Source organism: Micromonospora sp. CNB394 (genome assembly GCF_000374985.1).
GTDB lineage: Bacteria > Actinomycetota > Actinomycetes > Mycobacteriales > Micromonosporaceae > Micromonospora > Micromonospora marina.
On record NZ_KB895843.1, the window covers coordinates 111369 to 126403 of the forward strand.

At 70.6% G+C, this 15035-nt stretch carries 15 protein-coding genes, 1 tRNA gene, 1 other RNA gene and 1 pseudogene; 11 read left to right on the plus strand and 7 right to left on the minus strand.

Going from position 1 to position 15035, the window contains the following annotated elements:
• Positions 1–76: 76 nt before the first annotated feature.
• From ftsE to C569_RS0120285, 6 genes are all read left to right on the plus strand, one after another.
• Positions 77–757, plus strand: coding sequence for a cell division ATP-binding protein FtsE (gene ftsE / locus C569_RS0120265; protein WP_013284225.1), 681 nt, complete (start codon positions 77–79; stop codon positions 755–757).
• Between the two features lie 65 nt (positions 758–822).
• A complete protein-coding gene (gene ftsX, locus C569_RS0120270) occupies positions 823–1698 on the plus strand; it encodes a permease-like cell division protein FtsX (protein ID WP_018787601.1) in 876 nt (291 codons plus the stop codon).
• Between the two features lie 133 nt (positions 1699–1831).
• Positions 1832–2311, plus strand: coding sequence for an SsrA-binding protein SmpB (smpB, locus tag C569_RS0120275; protein WP_013284227.1), 480 nt, complete (start codon positions 1832–1834; stop codon positions 2309–2311).
• A gap of 103 nt (positions 2312–2414) precedes the next feature.
• Positions 2415–2790: a transfer-messenger RNA gene (gene ssrA / locus C569_RS32480) on the plus strand.
• Positions 2791–2970: 180 nt separating this feature from the next.
• Positions 2971–3399: a hypothetical protein gene (locus C569_RS0120280; RefSeq protein ID WP_018787603.1), complete on the plus strand. Its 429-nt coding sequence runs from the start codon at positions 2971–2973 to the stop codon at positions 3397–3399.
• 40 nt (positions 3400–3439) lie between these two features.
• On the plus strand, positions 3440–4384 hold the full coding sequence (locus C569_RS0120285; RefSeq protein ID WP_018787604.1) for a hypothetical protein: 945 nt from the start codon (positions 3440–3442) through the stop codon (positions 4382–4384).
• A 3-nt stretch (positions 4385–4387) separates the two neighbouring features.
• On the opposite strand, the gene mdlC is transcribed toward C569_RS0120285, so the two are convergent.
• Positions 4388–5980, minus strand: coding sequence for a benzoylformate decarboxylase (gene mdlC / locus C569_RS0120290; protein WP_018787605.1), 1593 nt, complete (start codon positions 5978–5980; stop codon positions 4388–4390).
• Positions 5981–6091: 111 nt separating this feature from the next.
• On the minus strand, positions 6092–6892 hold the full coding sequence (locus C569_RS0120295; protein ID WP_018787606.1) for an S-methyl-5'-thioadenosine phosphorylase: 801 nt from the start codon (positions 6890–6892) through the stop codon (positions 6092–6094).
• 149 nt (positions 6893–7041) lie between these two features.
• Between C569_RS0120295 and C569_RS0120300 the strand changes: the two genes are divergently transcribed.
• A complete protein-coding gene (locus C569_RS0120300) occupies positions 7042–7632 on the plus strand; it encodes a YqgE/AlgH family protein (RefSeq protein ID WP_018787607.1) in 591 nt (196 codons plus the stop codon).
• Between the two features lie 89 nt (positions 7633–7721).
• Positions 7722–7794 (plus strand) — tRNA-Ala (locus C569_RS0120305).
• 386 nt (positions 7795–8180) lie between these two features.
• Here C569_RS0120305 and C569_RS0120310 read toward each other — a convergent pair.
• Positions 8181–8585: a MerR family transcriptional regulator gene (locus C569_RS0120310; RefSeq protein ID WP_018787608.1), complete on the minus strand. Its 405-nt coding sequence runs from the start codon at positions 8583–8585 to the stop codon at positions 8181–8183.
• 59 nt (positions 8586–8644) lie between these two features.
• Here C569_RS0120310 and C569_RS0120315 point away from each other — a divergent pair, with 59 nt between their 5' ends.
• A complete protein-coding gene (locus tag C569_RS0120315) occupies positions 8645–9538 on the plus strand; it encodes an NAD(P)-dependent oxidoreductase (RefSeq protein ID WP_026268421.1) in 894 nt (297 codons plus the stop codon).
• A 364-nt stretch (positions 9539–9902) separates the two neighbouring features.
• A complete protein-coding gene (locus C569_RS0120320; protein ID WP_018787610.1) occupies positions 9903–10607 on the plus strand; it encodes an SDR family oxidoreductase in 705 nt (234 codons plus the stop codon).
• Positions 10608–10722: 115 nt separating this feature from the next.
• Here the strand turns inward: C569_RS0120320 and C569_RS30615 are convergent, their stop codons facing one another.
• The gene (locus tag C569_RS30615) at positions 10723–11130 is read right to left on the minus strand and encodes a hypothetical protein (RefSeq protein ID WP_018787611.1); all 408 of its coding nucleotides are present in this window, start codon (positions 11128–11130) and stop codon (positions 10723–10725) included.
• Between the two features lie 134 nt (positions 11131–11264).
• Positions 11265–12755 carry a S1 family peptidase gene (locus tag C569_RS0120330; RefSeq protein WP_026268422.1) on the minus strand — a complete coding sequence of 497 codons (1491 nt, stop codon included), beginning with the start codon at positions 12753–12755 and terminating at the stop codon, positions 11265–11267.
• Between the two features lie 464 nt (positions 12756–13219).
• Here C569_RS0120330 and C569_RS30620 point away from each other — a divergent pair.
• A pseudogene (locus C569_RS30620) lies at positions 13220–13683 on the plus strand (cupin domain-containing protein); the annotation flags it as partial.
• Here the strand turns inward: C569_RS30620 and C569_RS0120340 are convergent.
• Both C569_RS0120340 and C569_RS0120345 read right to left on the minus strand, forming a co-directional pair.
• Positions 13643–14710, minus strand: coding sequence for a glycerophosphodiester phosphodiesterase family protein (locus C569_RS0120340; protein WP_018787615.1), 1068 nt, complete (start codon positions 14708–14710; stop codon positions 13643–13645). The pseudogene C569_RS30620 and the gene C569_RS0120340 overlap by 41 nt on opposite strands.
• A 57-nt stretch (positions 14711–14767) precedes the next feature.
• Positions 14768–15035 (minus strand): transposase (locus C569_RS0120345; protein ID WP_018786881.1); only part of this gene is annotated, 268 nt, incomplete at its 5' end.

The window sequence follows — 15035 nt, forward strand, 5'->3', positions numbered from 1 at the left end:
GTAAATCGATGACGCGCACCGCTTGGGCGGGGCGTGGGGCTTGGCTCAGCAGTTACACCGCGTAGACTACCGACCCGTGATTCAGCTTGAGCAAGTGACGAAGACGTACCCGAAGGCGTCCCGGCCTTCGCTCGACAACGTGTCCGTCTCGATCGAGAAGGGCGAGTTCGTCTTCTTCATCGGTCCATCCGGCTCCGGCAAGTCCACCATCATCAAGTTGCTGCTGCACGAGGTCACGCCCAACAAGGGCCGGGTCGTCGTCAACGGCAAGGACGTCACCTCGATGCGTTCCTGGAAGCGGCCCCACTTCCGGCGTTCCATCGGCTGCGTCTTCCAGGACTTCCGGTTGCTGCCGAACCGCACCGCGTACGAGAACGTGGCGTTCGCACTTGAGGTGATCGGCAAGACGAAGGCGGTCGCCCGCCGGGTCGTGCCGGAGGTGCTGGAGCTGGTCGGTCTCGGCGGCAAGGAGCACCGCTACCCGCACGAGCTCTCCGGTGGTGAGCAGCAGCGTGTCGCGGTGGCCCGGGCGTTCGTCAACCGGCCGCTGATTCTGCTGGCCGACGAGCCGACCGGAAACCTGGACCCGGACACCTCGATCGAGATCATGCGCCTGCTGGACCGGATCAACCGCACCGGTACGACCGTCGTGATGGTCACGCACGACTCCAACATCGTGAACCAGATGCGGCGCCGGGTCATCGAGATCGAGAGCGGCCGCATCGTGCGCGACCAGGCCCGCGGCGTCTACGGCTGAGCCGGACGACGTTCCGTAGACCCTGACGACGAAACCTCACGCCGGAGAGCCGGAGGAATATCCCGATGCGGATGAAGTACGTCCTGTCCGAAGTACTGGTCGGGCTGTGGCGCAACGTCACCATGACCATCGCCATGATCATCACAATGGCGGTGTCGCTGTTCATGCTGGGCGGCAGCGGCCTTCTCTACCAGAAGGTCGGCGACATGAAGGACCTCTACTACGAGAACGTCGAGGTCTCGATCTTCCTCAAGACCGATGCCACCGAGGAGCAGGTCGACGCGCTGGGCCAGCAGCTCGAGCAGGACCCGCTGGTCAGGGACTCGACGTACGTCAACAAGGAGCAGGCGTACGAGCGCTTCCAGCAGATGTACGCCGACGCCCCGGACCTGGTCAGCGCCGTCAAGCCGGACCAGCTTCCCGAGTCGTACCGGGTCAAGCTGAACGACCCGGAGCAGTACAAGGCCATCTACGACAAGTACAAGGCCACCGAGGGCATCGACACGATCGTCGACCAGAGCAAGCTGCTCGACAAGGTCTTCGGGGTGCTCAGCGGCTTCCAGAACGGCGCACTCGCGATCGCGATCGTGATGGCCGTCGCCGCCCTGCTGCTCGTCGCGAACACCATCCAGGTCGCCGCGTACAGCAAGCGGCGTGAGGTGGCGGTCATGAAGCTCGTCGGCGCGTCGAACTGGTTCATCCAGGCGCCGTTCGTGCTGGAGGCGGTGGTGGCCGGTCTGTTCGGCTCCATCCTGGGCCTGCTCGCGTTGGTCGCGGTGAAGGTGCTCGCGGCCGGCAGTTCGATGGCTGCCCTGGAGGGTCTGATCACCCCGATCTCCTGGACCGACATCTTCCTGACCTTCCCGCTGATGGCCGCCGTCGGTGGCGTGGTCAGCGCGGTCACCGCCTGGGTCACGCTCCGCTTCTACCTGCGGGTCTAGTCACCTCCTACGGCTCACCGAGGGCCCTCCCGCGCCGGAACAAACGGCGCGGGAGGGTCCTTGTGGTTCCGGTAGCATGATCTCCGCTCGCCGGTCGGTGGCCGGCGAGTCGATCAGGAAGGGGGTGGCGCCGATGCCACGGGAAAAAGGTCGCAAGGTGGTCGCCTCCAACAAGAAGGCGCGCCACGACTACGCCATCCTCGACACGTACGAGGCGGGTATGGCGCTCACCGGCACCGAGGTCAAGTCGCTGCGGGCCGGGCGGGCGTCGCTCGTGGACGCGTTCGCCCAGGAGCGCGACGGCGAGATCTACCTGCACGCCATGCACATCCCGGAGTACGCCCAGGGCACCTGGACCAACCACGAGCCCCGGCGCACCCGCAAGCTGCTGCTCAACCGGCTGGAGATCGACCGGCTGCTGGGCAAGCTCAAGGAGAGCGGCCTGACGCTGGTGCCGCTGCAGGTCTACTTCTCCGACGGCTGGGCCAAGGTGGAGATCGGCCTGGCCCGGGGCAAGAAGTCGTACGACAAGCGCCAGGACCTGGCCAAGCGGGACGCCGACCGGGAGATCGCCCGGGCGGTGGGCCGGCGCGGCAAGGGCATGGCTGAGTGATACGTCCGGTTCGTCCGGTGGCCCGCGTCGGGCGGGCCTCGGGATGAATCCGGTTGCGCCAGGCGTTAGGCTTGGTGTGCTGCCGACAGGGGCAGCGCCACGAGGGGGTGACTGGTTTCGACTTCGTACGCAGCGACAGGGGAAGCGAGCCGAGGAAGCCGACGTCGTCTCGAGAATCGGTCGTCGGAAACCAATAAGCGCCAAGAACAATCGCGCTGACTTCGCTCTCGCCGCCTGAGGCGAGTAGCAAGTCTGTCGGCCTGGGAGTGCCTTCGACCCAGTTTGCCGGCATCAGCTAGAAGGCTGGCCAACCGGACCCGGTCGCGGGGTCCGTGCGGCGAGATCAATCAGCGACTGGGCCCGTCACACCAACTTGCTCGCGTGAGCGGTGGGGCCGAGTAGAGGCATAGCGAGCTGCGCTCGGAGAAGCCCTGACAAACCGGCGAAGGACCCGGGTTCGATTCCCGGCACCTCCACGACACGGCCTGTGCGCCCCGGTCCACCCGGACCGGGGCGCACAGTCGTCTCCGGGGTCCGTGTCATCTCGTGGGGCCGCTGACACGGACGGGACAGATGAGGCGGCGCCGACCGCTGGACAGGCCCTCGAACCGGGTCCACCATCGCCATACGGGTTCGCACCCAGCAGCGGGAGGTGTCCCATGGCCACCAGTCCTCTCCAGCAGCCGGCCGCCGTGCTCCCGAGCGCCCCCGGTGATCTGCGCGCCCTCGGGCGGGCGCTGGCCGCCGCCGGGCCGCGCTGGCGGCAGCGACTTCTCACCGACCTGGACCCCGTCCGGCGGGGCTTCACCGAACACGTCCGCGTCACCGAGGGCGCGGGTGGGCACTACGCCGACCTGGTGCGCGCCGCGCCCCGGCTGGACCGGGGCGTACGTCTGCTCGTCGGCGAGCACGCCGAGATCAGCGCGGCGCTCGCAGCGCTCCAGCACGCCGTGCGCCTGCCAGGGGTGTCCGCCGCCGAGGTGCGGGCGCGCACCCGCGACCTGCTGCGGGCGCTCGACCGGCACCGGCGTCACGGTGCCGACCTGGTCTGGGAGGCGTATCAGACCGACCTCGGCGGCGAGGACTGAGCCCGGGAACCAGCCGGGACGGGTACGCGTCCAATGCCGTATGCGTCGCGTGCTCGCCCTGCTCGGGATCCCCCTGCTGGCCCTCTCCGCCTGCGCCACGCCCGGTGCCGGCCCGGGGGGCACACCGCCTGCCGGCCCGGACCAGCGGCCCGTGTTCACCGAGCGGGCCGAGGAAGTCGCGGCGGGCTGGCGGCCCGGACCGGGCTGGCACGACGGGTACGTGCCGCTCCAGGACGCCACTGTGCTCACCGGCGACCCGGGCTTCACCGCGGAGACGAAGACCGCGTTCGGCGCCGGCTGGTACCGGGACCAGATCCCGATGCCGGCAGACGTGCCGCCCGACGGCACGATCCGGTTCCCCGACGGCACGCTGCGGGTGCCGCTGGTCAGCGCCGCCGACGCGTACGCCCGACTCGACCAGGGCGATCCGCCGCCGTGCGACGGACGCCCGGCCGCACCGGACCCGGCACCGACCGGGTCGCCCGGCCCGGACGACTCGGTGTCGACCTCGGTGCCGACCCCGTGCGTCCCGCTCACCGTGACCGAGGTACGGCTGGGCAGCGCACCGGTGTGGACCAGCCGGGGCCGCGCCGAGGTGCCCGCCTGGCTGTTCACGGTGGACGAGCTGGCCGTACCCGTGGCGCGGGTCGCTGTGGCGCCGCGCGTGACCGGCCGGGTGCCCGACGGCGTGGTGCCCGGCAGGCCGCTACCGGCGGGCCTGGTGTCCGCCCAGCAGTTGCGGGCGGTCGAGGGCAACCGCATCGACTACCTGCTCGGGGTCGGCGCCTGCGACGGCCCGCCCACGCCGATGGTGCTGGAACGGCCGGACGTGGTGGTGATCGGCGGTGCGGTGGTCTCGCCGACCGGCCACTGCACCGCGCAGCTCGTGCTGAAGCCGGTCAGCGTCACGCTCGCCGCGCCGGTGGGCGGGCGCGTGGTGCTCGACGCCGGCAGCGGTGCCCCGCTGACCGTACGGCCCGGCTGAGCGTCACAGGATCCGTGGCACGTCGGTGCTGATCGGCACCGGCAGCACCGTCGGCCGATCCGTGGCGAGCGCGTCGGTCAGCGCCGCAGCGAGCCCGTCCAGCGTGGTCGCCGCACCGGCGCAGCCGTAGCCGTGCGCCACCGCCGTCACGTCCAACCCGGGCAGGTCCAGTGCGGGCACGCCCGGGGTGTGCTTCAGCTCGGCGAACGCCTTGAGGATCGCGTACTGCTGATTGACCGGGACCACGACGGCGAGCGGCAGCCGCAGCCGCGCCGCCGTCCACAGCGCCTGGACCGAGTAGTGGAACGAGCCGTCGCCGACCACCGCGACCACCGGGCGGCCACGGCCGGTGTCGCGTTCGGCGAGGGCCATGCCGACCGCCGCCGGCAGCCCGAATCCGAGACCGCCGCTGGCCATCGTCAGGTACGAGCGCGGCCGCTCGATCGGCAACCGGCGGCGCAGCGCGGCCAGGTTGGACGGCGACTCCTGCACCAGCACCCCGTCCGCCGGCCACGCGGCTGCGAGCGCGGCGAACAACGCGTCGGCGCTCGGCGGGTCGGCCGCCTCCGGTGGGGCCGGCTGCGGGCGCGCCGACGGCGCCGGCCGGTCGGTCGCCGGCAGCAGTTCCCGCAGCGCGGCCATGGTCAGCCCGGCGTCGCCGAGTAGGCTCTCCCCGACCGGGGCGCGGGCCGCCTCGTCCGGATCGTCGGTGACGTGCAGCAGCCGCGCGTCGCCGGGCAGGTAGTCACCCGGCACGTGCGGGTAGTAGCGGAACACCGGCGCGCCCACCACCAGCACCACGTCGTGGCCGCGCAGCGCCTCCGACAGCGGCCCGATCGCGTACGGCAGCACGCCCCGGAAGTGCGGGTGGCGCTCCGGGAACACGGCCCGCTCCGGCGCCGGGGCGGCCCAGACCGGGGCGGCCAGGTGCTCGGCCAGCGCCACCGCGTCCGGCCAGGCGTCCGACCGGTCCACCGCGGCGCCGAGCACCAGCGCGGGGGAGTGGGCGGCGGCCAGCGCCCCGGCGAAGCTCCGCAGCCGGTCCGGGTCCGGGGCGATCCGGGTGGCGACGGTTCGCACCTGCGGCGGCGGGTCGGCCGGACGGTCCCAGTCGTCCATCGGCAGGGAGAGGAAGACCGGCCCGGCGGGTGGTTGCACCGCCGAGGCGTACGCCCGCATGAAGGCCGCCGGGATGTCCTGCGCGCGGGCCGGTTCGTGGGCCCACTTCACGTACGGCTGGGCCAGCTCGACCGCCCGGGGGCTGGCCAGGCGCGGCTCGATCAGCAGCATCTCGCGGGTCTGCTGGCCGGCGCTGACGACGAGTGGGGTCCGGTTGTGCCAGGCGGTGACCAGGTTGCCCATGCCGTTGCCGGTGCCCGGCGCGGTGTGCAGGTTGACGTGCGCAGGCCGGCCGGTGCCCTGGGCGTAGCCGTCGGCCATCGCGACCGCGGACGCCTCCTGGAGCGCGTGCACGTAGTGGAAGTCCGCCGGGAATTCGGCCAGGAACGGCTCCTCGGTCGAGCCGGGATTGCCGAAGACGGTGGTCAGGCCGAGCGCGCGCAGCAGGTCGTAGGTCGCCTCGCGCACCGTCGCCATCGCCGGCTGCCTCCGTCCTCGCGTGGGGATGCCGAAGCCGGCCCGGTGCCCTGTCCCCCCGACCAGCCGAATCTATCGGGCGGAGGATGACTTTTCGGGCGCTTCCCGCGCTCAGGGCAGCGGGAACGGCAGCTTGATCCCGTCCAGCGCGCTCCCGCACGGGCACTCCCGCTCGGCCGGCAGCGCCGCGACGGCGTCCAGGAGCAGCCCGCGCAGCCGGTCGGTGTTCTCCGCGAAGACCCGGAACACCTCCTCGTGGGTGACCGACTCGCCCGCCTCGACGCCCGCGTCCAGGTCCGTCACCAGCGCGATGGACGTGTAGCAGAGCGCCAGCTCGCGGGCCAGCACCGCCTCCGGGTGGCCGGTCATGTTGACGATCGTGCCGCCCATCGAGGTGAACCAGCGCGACTCCGCCCGGGTCGAGAACCGCGGGCCCTCGACCACGACGACGGTCCCGCCGTCCACCGCCGGCACGCCCCGCCCGGCCGCCGTGTCCAGCAGGGTGCGCCGCCCGGCCGGGCAGTACGGGTCGGCGAACGACACGTGCACCGCGCCCCGGTCGTAGTAGGTCTGCGTACGCCCGCTGGTGCGGTCGATCAACTGGTCCGGCACCACGAACGTGCCCGGACCCAGCTCCGGCCGCAGGCCGCCCACCGCGCAGGGCGCCAGCACCTGACGTACGCCCAGCGACCGCAACGCCCACAGGTTCGCCCGGTACGGGATCAGGTGCGGGGGATACCGGTGGTCGCGCCCGTGCCGGGGCAGGAACGCCACCCGGCGGCCGCCCACCTCGGCGACCGTGATCGGGCCGGACGGCTCGCCGTACGGGGTGTCCACCACGTGCTCCACCCCGTCGAGCAGGGCGTACAGCCCCGACCCGCCGATCACCGCCAGTTCGGCCCGCACCGCCATCCGGCCCTCCCTCGATCCCGTCGCGATCACCCGCCGTCAGACCTTAACCAGCGGGCCGGGCGCAGGCTATGGTGCGTGACATGGCGTTGACAGGGTGGACGGTCGACGGCCTCGGGCCCGTACGGGCACACGGCTGACGGGTGTCGGACATGCAGGGTGAGGGGCAGGCGATCGGTGGCCGAGCCATGGAGTCGATGACCGGACGACTGCTGGTCGCGACACCGGGGCTCAAGGACCCGAACTTCGACCGTACGGTCGTGCTGCTCGTCGCCCACGAACCCGGCGGCGCCCTCGGGGTGGTGCTGAACCGGGCCACCGAGGTCTCGGTGGCCGACGTGCTCGGCGACTGGAGCGACCTGGCCGGCGACCCGGCGGTGCTGTTCGAGGGCGGCCCGGTGCAGCCCGACTCGGCCATCTGCCTGGCCCGCATGCGGCACCCCGTCCGCCCGGTCAAGGGCTTCCACCGCGTCTCCGGCGCGGTCGGCACCATCGACCTCTCGGTCGACCCGGAGAAGCTGCGTGAGGCCGTCGGCGGGATCCGGGTGTTCGCCGGCTACTCCGGCTGGGGCGCCGGGCAGGTGGAGCGCGAGATCGAGGAGGGCTCCTGGTTCGTGTTCGACGCGCTGCCCGGTGACGCCTTCGTCGACCGGCCGGATGATCTCTGGCCGATGGTGCTGCGCCGGCAGGGCGGCATGATGGCCGCGGTGGCCCACTTCCCGCCGGACGTGGCGCTGAACTGAGGCGGGTGCGGGGTGACCCCCGCGAGATGACCATGCCGGGCGGCGTGTGTATAGTTCTCTCCGTGCCCGGGCGACCGGGACGACCGCAAGGGGCCGTGGCGCAGCTGGTAGCGCACCACACTGGCAGTGTGGGGGTCAGGGGTTCGAGTCCCCTCGGCTCCACCCTTGAAATTGCAGGTCAACGGCCTGGTCGAGCGATCATCGACCGGGCCGCTGATTTGTTTCCGGCCCGGCGTCTCACCGTTTCTCACGTCCGCTCTGCAGGCCGGTCAGCCTGGTGCCGAATCCCCGAGAGGCGACGATGCGGTACACGGCGGACTTCGAGCGAATTTCTCAGCACGGACTCACCCGATGACGTGATCATGCCACGCAGGCGCTCTCATGCCGCTGACAGAGCGTGCCGGCGGGCGGGCGCCCATCACCGTCCGGGCGGACTTTGATGAGCGGTACGTTTGCCTGTTGATCGCAAGGCCGATGGTGGCGCGCAGCCGAAGGTCACCGGCCCCGGGTACCGTCGGCAGCACCGGCGAATTGCGGGCCTGGATCGGTCAGCCCGCGGGTGCCGCTGTCAGGGCCGGATCGCTGGCAGGCTGGGCTGTTTCGGAGCGGCCTGCAGCAATGATGGTGTCCAGGATGTCGCGGGCGGCGAGCAGGTCGTCGATGGCCGTGGTGAGGCGGTCCCGGTCCTGGCTCAGCACAGTGGCCAGCTCGGGGCATGCGGGCACCAGCGCGTCACCGTCGTCGGTCATGCAGGGGAGCACCTCGGCGATTGTGTAGGTGCTCAGGCCCGCGGCCAGCAGCGTACGGATGTTTCGCACCGTCCGGACGTCGCCCTCCGCGTACTCGCGGTACCCGCTGCGGCGCCGTGCCGGTCGTAGGAGCTGTTGTTCCTCGTAGTAGCGCAGCGCCCGTTCGCTGATTCCGGTCCGCCGGGCGAGTTCGCCGATGCGCATGTGACCTCCCCCACCGCGGGTGGACTCTCACGTCAACGTGAATGTCTACGTTAGCCGGTATGGCAGCTCAGCAAGCAACTCACGGCGACCGGTCCCACGTCACTGTTCTCGGTCTCGGTCAGATGGGTCGAGCGTTGGCGGAGGCGCTCCTGTCCGCCGGGTACCAGGCCACTGTCTGGAACCGCACCACGGGGAAGGCTGACACCCTCGTCGGCAAGGGCGCCCTCCGTGCCGACACCGCTAGCGACGCCATCGCGGCAAGCCCACTCGTGATCGTCTGTGTGGGCGACTACGAGGGTGTACACGAAGTACTCGACGGCAGCGTGGCCGAGATACGGGGCCGCACCCTCGTCAACCTCACCACCGGTACACCGGACGAGGCGCAGGCTGTGGCCGCCTGGGCCGCCGGGCACGGCGCCGACTATCTCGACGGCGCGATGATGGCCGTACCGCAGACCGTGGCAACACCCGACGCGTTCTTCCTCTACAGCGGGTCCGCCGCAGCGTTCGAGACGCACCGCGACGTGCTGGACGTCCTGGCAACCAGCTACTACCTCGGCACTGACGCCGCAGCGGCAGAGCTGTGGGACCTGGCGCTGCTCAGCAGCGGCTACGCGGCCCTGACCGGCTTCCTGCACGGTGCGGCGCTACTGGACACTGCCGACGTCGCACCATCGGCGTTCCTTCCGCTGGCCACCCGGTGGCTGCACGGCATGATCGCGTTCATGTCCGAACTGGCGGACGAAGCCGAGTCCCGCGACTACACAACCGGTGTCTCCCCGGTCGCCATGAACCAGGTCGCGGTCGCCAAACTCGCCCATGTCAGCCAGAGCCGCGGCGTCAGCACGGACATACACGCGCCGTTACAAGCCCTCCTCGGTCAGCGGGTAACCGACGGACACGGCACCGACAGCTTCGCAAGCGTGTTCGAACTCTTGCGAAAGCAGTCGTAGGTCACGCGCAGGCGTATGTCTCCGGCTGGGGAGACTTCACAACCGATGCAATCGCCGACTTTCTCAACCACCTCCCACGCGACATCGCCGACTTCGGCCGCGACCACGCCGCAGCGTTCACCCCGGCCGACGACAACTGAAACCGAGATCGAGCCCACGCAGCTCCCATCCGAGCGCGGCCCCGCCACCATCCCCACAGGTTGCGGGGCCGCCTTCGGTGAACGTCCGCTTCTGCCGCCGTCCGGGCGTCACAGCGCGTTACGGAGGAACGGCGGCGACAGGCGCGGGCGTGCCGAAGAGCGGATGTCCGATCTTGGCACGTTCCCGCTGACCTCAACCAGGGTGCAGATGCTTCACTTCAGCCATGAATCATGACGGCCTGCGCATCGCCATCACCGGTGCCGCACGTGACACCGGACGACTACTGGCCGAAGCCTTCGCCGAGCGCGGTGCACAGATCTTCCTCTCGGCCCGCGACCTGGCTGCGGCCGAGCACGTTGCGGATGCGATCAGCCAGCGGGGGCCAGGTCGGGCTGATGCATTTCACTGCGACCTCGCCGTACCGGAGTCGGTGCGCGCGTTCGCCGCTGCTGTGGCCGAACGGACGGAGCACCTTGATGTGCTGATCAACAATGGTGCCCCATATATCGAAGGTGACGACCTGGGAGACGTCCCGGACGACAAGATCGAAAGCGTGATGGCTGCGGGCGGGACCGGCACCATGTTGTTGACCAAAAATCTACTCCCGCTGCTACGGGCATCGTCGCGGCCCGACATCGTCAACATGATCTCCGCATGTGGCGAGGTGGGACACCGCCGCTCGGGTGCACATCCCGCCTTCTACGCCGCTAAGCATGCCCACGCCGGACTCGCTGAGGTCCTGTCGCACCGGCTCCGGCCAGAAGGGATCCGGGTTATCTCACTGTTTCCGCCGGACCTCGTTCAGGACGGGCCCCGACAGGTAAACGGCGACCTCACCGCGCGATCGGTCATCGACTGCGTGCTTTTCGCGGTCGGCCAACCACGAGACTGTTTCATTCGTGAGTTCCACTTCGAGCAGGTTCGGTAGGTGTTCGCAGAACGCTCGACCAGGCTTCGGGTGCCAGCACAGTGGCGCCGGTGGCGAGCGCTGCCGACCGGGCGTACCGGCGACAGTCGCTGCCATTGTCGGAGAGGATTCCCGTTCAGGCAGTCGGTGCCGGCAGGTCGAGCGCGTGCTGCGTGAGCGCGTGCCGCAGCAGCTCGGCGAACGTCTCGACATCGCCCTTCGCGGCGTCGACCTCACCGGGGTCCAGCACGAGGATCGGACCGGCGTCGGTGTGGGCGATGACACAGGGGGTGGCGCCCTGGCTGACATCCCTGACGGCTGAGTCGCGTTCGTCGAGGTGCACCAGGTGGAAGGACACGCCGAGACGGGCCACGAGGTCGTCCCACTGCTGCTTGCGGCGCACCGGTCCGTGGGTGACGTCGCACAGTCCACAGCGCGTCCTGCCCAGCAGCTTCCCGACGACGTAGGCCAGCTCGCCCCGAATGCCGCCGTCGGCGTGGTACACCCCCGTGAAGCCGCGCACGGTTCTGGCGTGATCGGTCATGACGCCATTGTGCCCGTCGGGGCTGGCGGCCTACCCGTCCTCGGAGGTCTGCGCCGCGGGTCGGCGTACGTCCTCGGCTTGCGACAGCGGAACGCCCGCATCGCGCAGTGCGATGCGGGCGTCCCGTCGAGCTGTCAGGGGTTGCTGTAGCCGAGGGTGTAGCTGCCGGAGCCGCTGTAGGCGTGCACCCGCCAGCGGTAGTAGCCGGCCGTGCCGCTGTACTGGACGGTCTCGTCGGCCGCGGCGGTCGCGCCCTGGGCCACCACACTCCAGCCGCTACCGTTCCACTTCTGCAGGTAGAGGTCGAAGTCGGTGCTGGTCGGGCCGTCGAGGCAGCCGCGGTGGGTGCCCGAGAGCGAGGAGTAGTAGTAGCTGCCGTTCGGCTGGTAGGCGTTCCCGCCGCTGGACAGCGACCCGCTAACGGAGAACTCGTAACCGGTGCAGCCGGTCGGCGGGGGCGGGTTGCCGCCGCCGCTGGTCACCAGCGTCCGGCCGTACGCGGAGAGAATCTCGTTGACCGGCTGGAAGTAGGTGGTGCCGCCGGAGGTGCAGTTGCCGGAACCGCCGGAGGTCACGCCCTGCGCCTGCTGGCCGCTGAGCCAGGAACCGCCGGAGTCACCCGGCTCGGCGCACGCGTTGGTGCGGGTCAGGCCGGAGACGGAGCCCTCCGCATAGTTGACGGTCTGGTTGTATGCCTGCACCGTGCCGCAGCGCCAGCCGGTGGTCGAGCCGGAGCGGCAAATGGCCGAGCCGATCGTGGCCACGGTGGAACCGGCGACGGTCACGTTGCCGCCGGCGTAGTTGTTGACCCACGGCTGCGGGGTCCAGTTGGAGTTGACCGCCACCCAGGCGTAGTCGTTGCCGGGGAACGAGGAGCCCTGGAAGGTGCCCTGGGCGGCGCGGTTGTAGCCGGTCGTCGCGGCACCGGTGTTGCCGCAGTGCCCGGCGGTGACGAAGCCGCCGTTCACGGAGAAGCCGACCGAGCACCGGCCACCGCCGATGTAGTAGGCGTCGCCGCCGCGTACGTCGTAGAGCAGCCGGGGCTGTTCGGTGGTGCTGACCACCCGCACCGCCGAGGCGTCGACGCCGCTGGCCTTGACGAACAACCCGGCAGCGGCGGTACCGCCGCGTGCCAGCACCACGACGGTGTTGGACTTGACGTCGACGTACCAGCCGGACACCGAGGCCGGGGGCGCCTTCGCGGCAGCGGCGTCGAGGCCGCCCTTGATCGCGTCGAGCTTCCGGCCGCTGCGGTTCACCAGCTTGGGGGTGGCGCCGGCGGCGGTCACCTCGGCCGCCTTGGCGCTGTCGGTGACGGCTACGACCAGCGACTTCGCGTCCGGCGTCAACCAGGCACCGGCGAAGGTGGAGCCGAGTCGCTTGCGCAACGCCAGTTCCGTACGGCTGGCGGCGTCGTCGGAGGCGATCCTGGCGCGTGCGGCGGCGGGGGCCAGGCCCAGGTCGCGTTGCATGGCGGCGAGCATCTCGGGCGAGGCGGCCTCCCCGGATGGCGCGACCGGGGCCGGGCCGGTGGGCTTCGCGTTGGCGGGCCCGGCGATGGCGATGGCGGCCAGCCCGGCTGGCAACAGGACGGCTGTCGCCGCACCGGCAAGGATTCGTTTCATCCAGATCTCCTTCGGGTTGTGGAGCTGCGGGTACCTCCGGATGCCGCTGAGCCCCGACAGATGGCGGTAACGTAGAACGCCATTCGTCGATACCGATAGATAACCTTTGGCTCATACCGTCAGATCCGGCGCTGCGCGCACCCATCCGGCCACGCTCCGTCATCGATGCGCGGGGTCGCGGCGCAGGGTGGGCCGATGGTGCCGCTCGGCGCAGCATTCGGCCCGCCACCACCACAGCCATTGGGACGGCGCCGCCGACAAGCCTGGACCCGCCGGCCGGACCGCGTCCGCGGCGCGGAACAACGCAACCGGTCGCGCGGCCCGTGATCACCAGCGCCCAGCACAGCGCGCCGACGCGGCCGTGTTCGCCAGCGTCCGGACCACGTTCCAGGTGACCAGGCGGACTCGGAGCGCTCCCGCGCCGCGGCGAGATCGGCCGTGCCGGCCGCCACGAGCGCGTCGTTCAACGGCACGTTCACCCGGGGCAGCGCCGCACCACGCCGGACGGGCGCGAGCTGTTCGCGATGACACGCTGGGGCGTACGCACCTGGTGCCGCTGCTGGCCGCCGAGATCGTCAAGGACGACCCCGGCCAGGAGGCGGTGCTGGACCGCCTGCTCGACCTGCTGCTCATCGCCGCGCTGCGGGAATGGTTCGCCCGGCCCGGTGCCGCCGCGCCTGCCTGGTACCGGGCGTACGCCGATCCGGTGGTCGGCCGCGCGCTGCGGATGCTGCACCACGACCCGGCCCGGCCGTGGACGGTGGCGTCGCTCGCCGCCGAGGTAGGGATGTCCCGGGCGGCGCTGACGCGGCGCTTCACCGCGTCGGTCGGCGAGCCGCCCGTGTCGTACCTGACGGGCTGGCGGCTGGCGCTCGCGGCCGACCGGCTCAGCGCGCCCGGTACGCCTTCGGCAACCGCATCCCGCGTTCGGCCATGAGCTGCCGCACCCGGTTCGGGTAGTCGGTGATGATCCCGTCGACGCCCATGTCCATGAGCGCCGCCACCGTGGGCATGTCGTTGCAGGTCCACGGGATGACCTTGAGCCCGCGCGCGTGCGCGTCAGCGATCATCTTGCGGTCCGGGTAGAAGCGGAAGCTCGGGTCGGCGATCGTGCCGTTCTGTGGGAACCCGTAGTTCGGGGACAGCGTGGTCACGCCCGGGATCGCGGCGGCGGCCCGGACGAAGTCGCCACCGAAGTCGTCCACGTCCAGCCCGCCCAGCCACGGCGACGCGCCCGGCTTGCCGACCTGGAGGAAGTCGTAGTTTGTCAGCGCAACGAGCGGCCAGCGCGGCGCGAGCCGGTGCATCGCCCGCAGCGCACCCCAGTCGAAGGACTGGATGGTGACCTGCCGCTCGATGCCCGAGCGCCGGATCTCCTCGAAGACCCGCCTGACGAACAGCTCACGCGGCGCGGTCTGCTCCGGCGCGCCCGCCTCCACCTTGGTCTCGATGTTGAGCGTGATCCCGTGTGCGCGGTAGCGCTTCACCAGGTCGAGCACGTCGCGCAGCTCGGCCATCCGGACGCCGGCGATCTGCTCCTGCTCGGGGAAGCCGGGCAACTGCTGGTAGCCACAGTCCATGGTCTTGATCTGCGCGAGCGTGAGGTCCTTGACGTACTTGCCGACGTACGGGTAGGCCGGGTCGCCGGGCCGCACCGGGGCGGTGTCGCGGCACTTCTGCGCGCTCACCTGGCGGTCGTGCGTGACGACCACCTTCTCGTCCCGGGTGACCTGGGTGTCCAGTTCCAGCGTGGTGACGCCGAGGCGCATCGCCTTCGCGAACCCGGCGAGCGTCTCCTCGGTGGTCATCCCGATGCCGCCGCGGTGGGCCTGCAGATCGAAGTAGGTCCGCTGCGGCGGTACGCCGGGACGGTCGGCCGGGCCGGCGTGGGCGACGCCCGGCATGGCCAGGACCGCGCCGGCGACGAGTGCCGTCACGAGCTGACGGGTGGACATGGAGAAACCTCCGCTACCTCGGTTGTCGTTCGCGCAGCCCGAAGCTAGTGTTCTGTCTCAGTTTTGACTAGCCGCTTCTTGGAGGGCGACTCGTCCACGTCGGACCTTGGCCAGGATCGATTCGGCGGTGGCGGTCCAGACGAAGGGTTTCGGGTCGTCGTTGTGTACGCGCAGGTATTCCTCGATCGCGGTGACGAGGTCGTCGACGCTGCGGAACACGCCACGGCGGATCATCTTGTCGGTCAGTTCGGCGAACCAGCGCTCGACCATGTTCAGCCAGGACGAGCTGGTCGGGGTGAAGTGCAGGTGGAAGCGGGGATGCTTG

Coding starts and splice junctions, on each gene's coding strand:
- ftsX (WP_018787601.1), top strand. CDS start 823: ATGCGGATGAAGTACGTCCTGTCCGAAGTACTGGTCGGGCTGTGGCGC.
- smpB (WP_013284227.1), top strand. CDS start 1,832: ATGCCACGGGAAAAAGGTCGCAAGGTGGTCGCCTCCAACAAGAAGGCG.
- C569_RS0120280 (WP_018787603.1), top strand. CDS start 2,971: ATGGCCACCAGTCCTCTCCAGCAGCCGGCCGCCGTGCTCCCGAGCGCC.
- C569_RS0120285 (WP_018787604.1), top strand. CDS start 3,440: ATGCGTCGCGTGCTCGCCCTGCTCGGGATCCCCCTGCTGGCCCTCTCC.
- mdlC (WP_018787605.1), bottom strand. CDS start 5,980: ATGGCGACGGTGCGCGAGGCGACCTACGACCTGCTGCGCGCGCTCGGC.
- C569_RS0120295 (WP_018787606.1), bottom strand. CDS start 6,892: ATGGCGGTGCGGGCCGAACTGGCGGTGATCGGCGGGTCGGGGCTGTAC.
- C569_RS0120300 (WP_018787607.1), top strand. CDS start 7,042: ATGCAGGGTGAGGGGCAGGCGATCGGTGGCCGAGCCATGGAGTCGATG.
- C569_RS0120310 (WP_018787608.1), bottom strand. CDS start 8,585: ATGCGCATCGGCGAACTCGCCCGGCGGACCGGAATCAGCGAACGGGCG.
- C569_RS0120315 (WP_026268421.1), top strand. CDS start 8,645: ATGGCAGCTCAGCAAGCAACTCACGGCGACCGGTCCCACGTCACTGTT.
- C569_RS0120320 (WP_018787610.1), top strand. CDS start 9,903: ATGAATCATGACGGCCTGCGCATCGCCATCACCGGTGCCGCACGTGAC.
- C569_RS30615 (WP_018787611.1), bottom strand. CDS start 11,130: ATGACCGATCACGCCAGAACCGTGCGCGGCTTCACGGGGGTGTACCAC.
- C569_RS0120330 (WP_026268422.1), bottom strand. CDS start 12,755: ATGAAACGAATCCTTGCCGGTGCGGCGACAGCCGTCCTGTTGCCAGCC.
- C569_RS0120340 (WP_018787615.1), bottom strand. CDS start 14,710: ATGTCCACCCGTCAGCTCGTGACGGCACTCGTCGCCGGCGCGGTCCTG.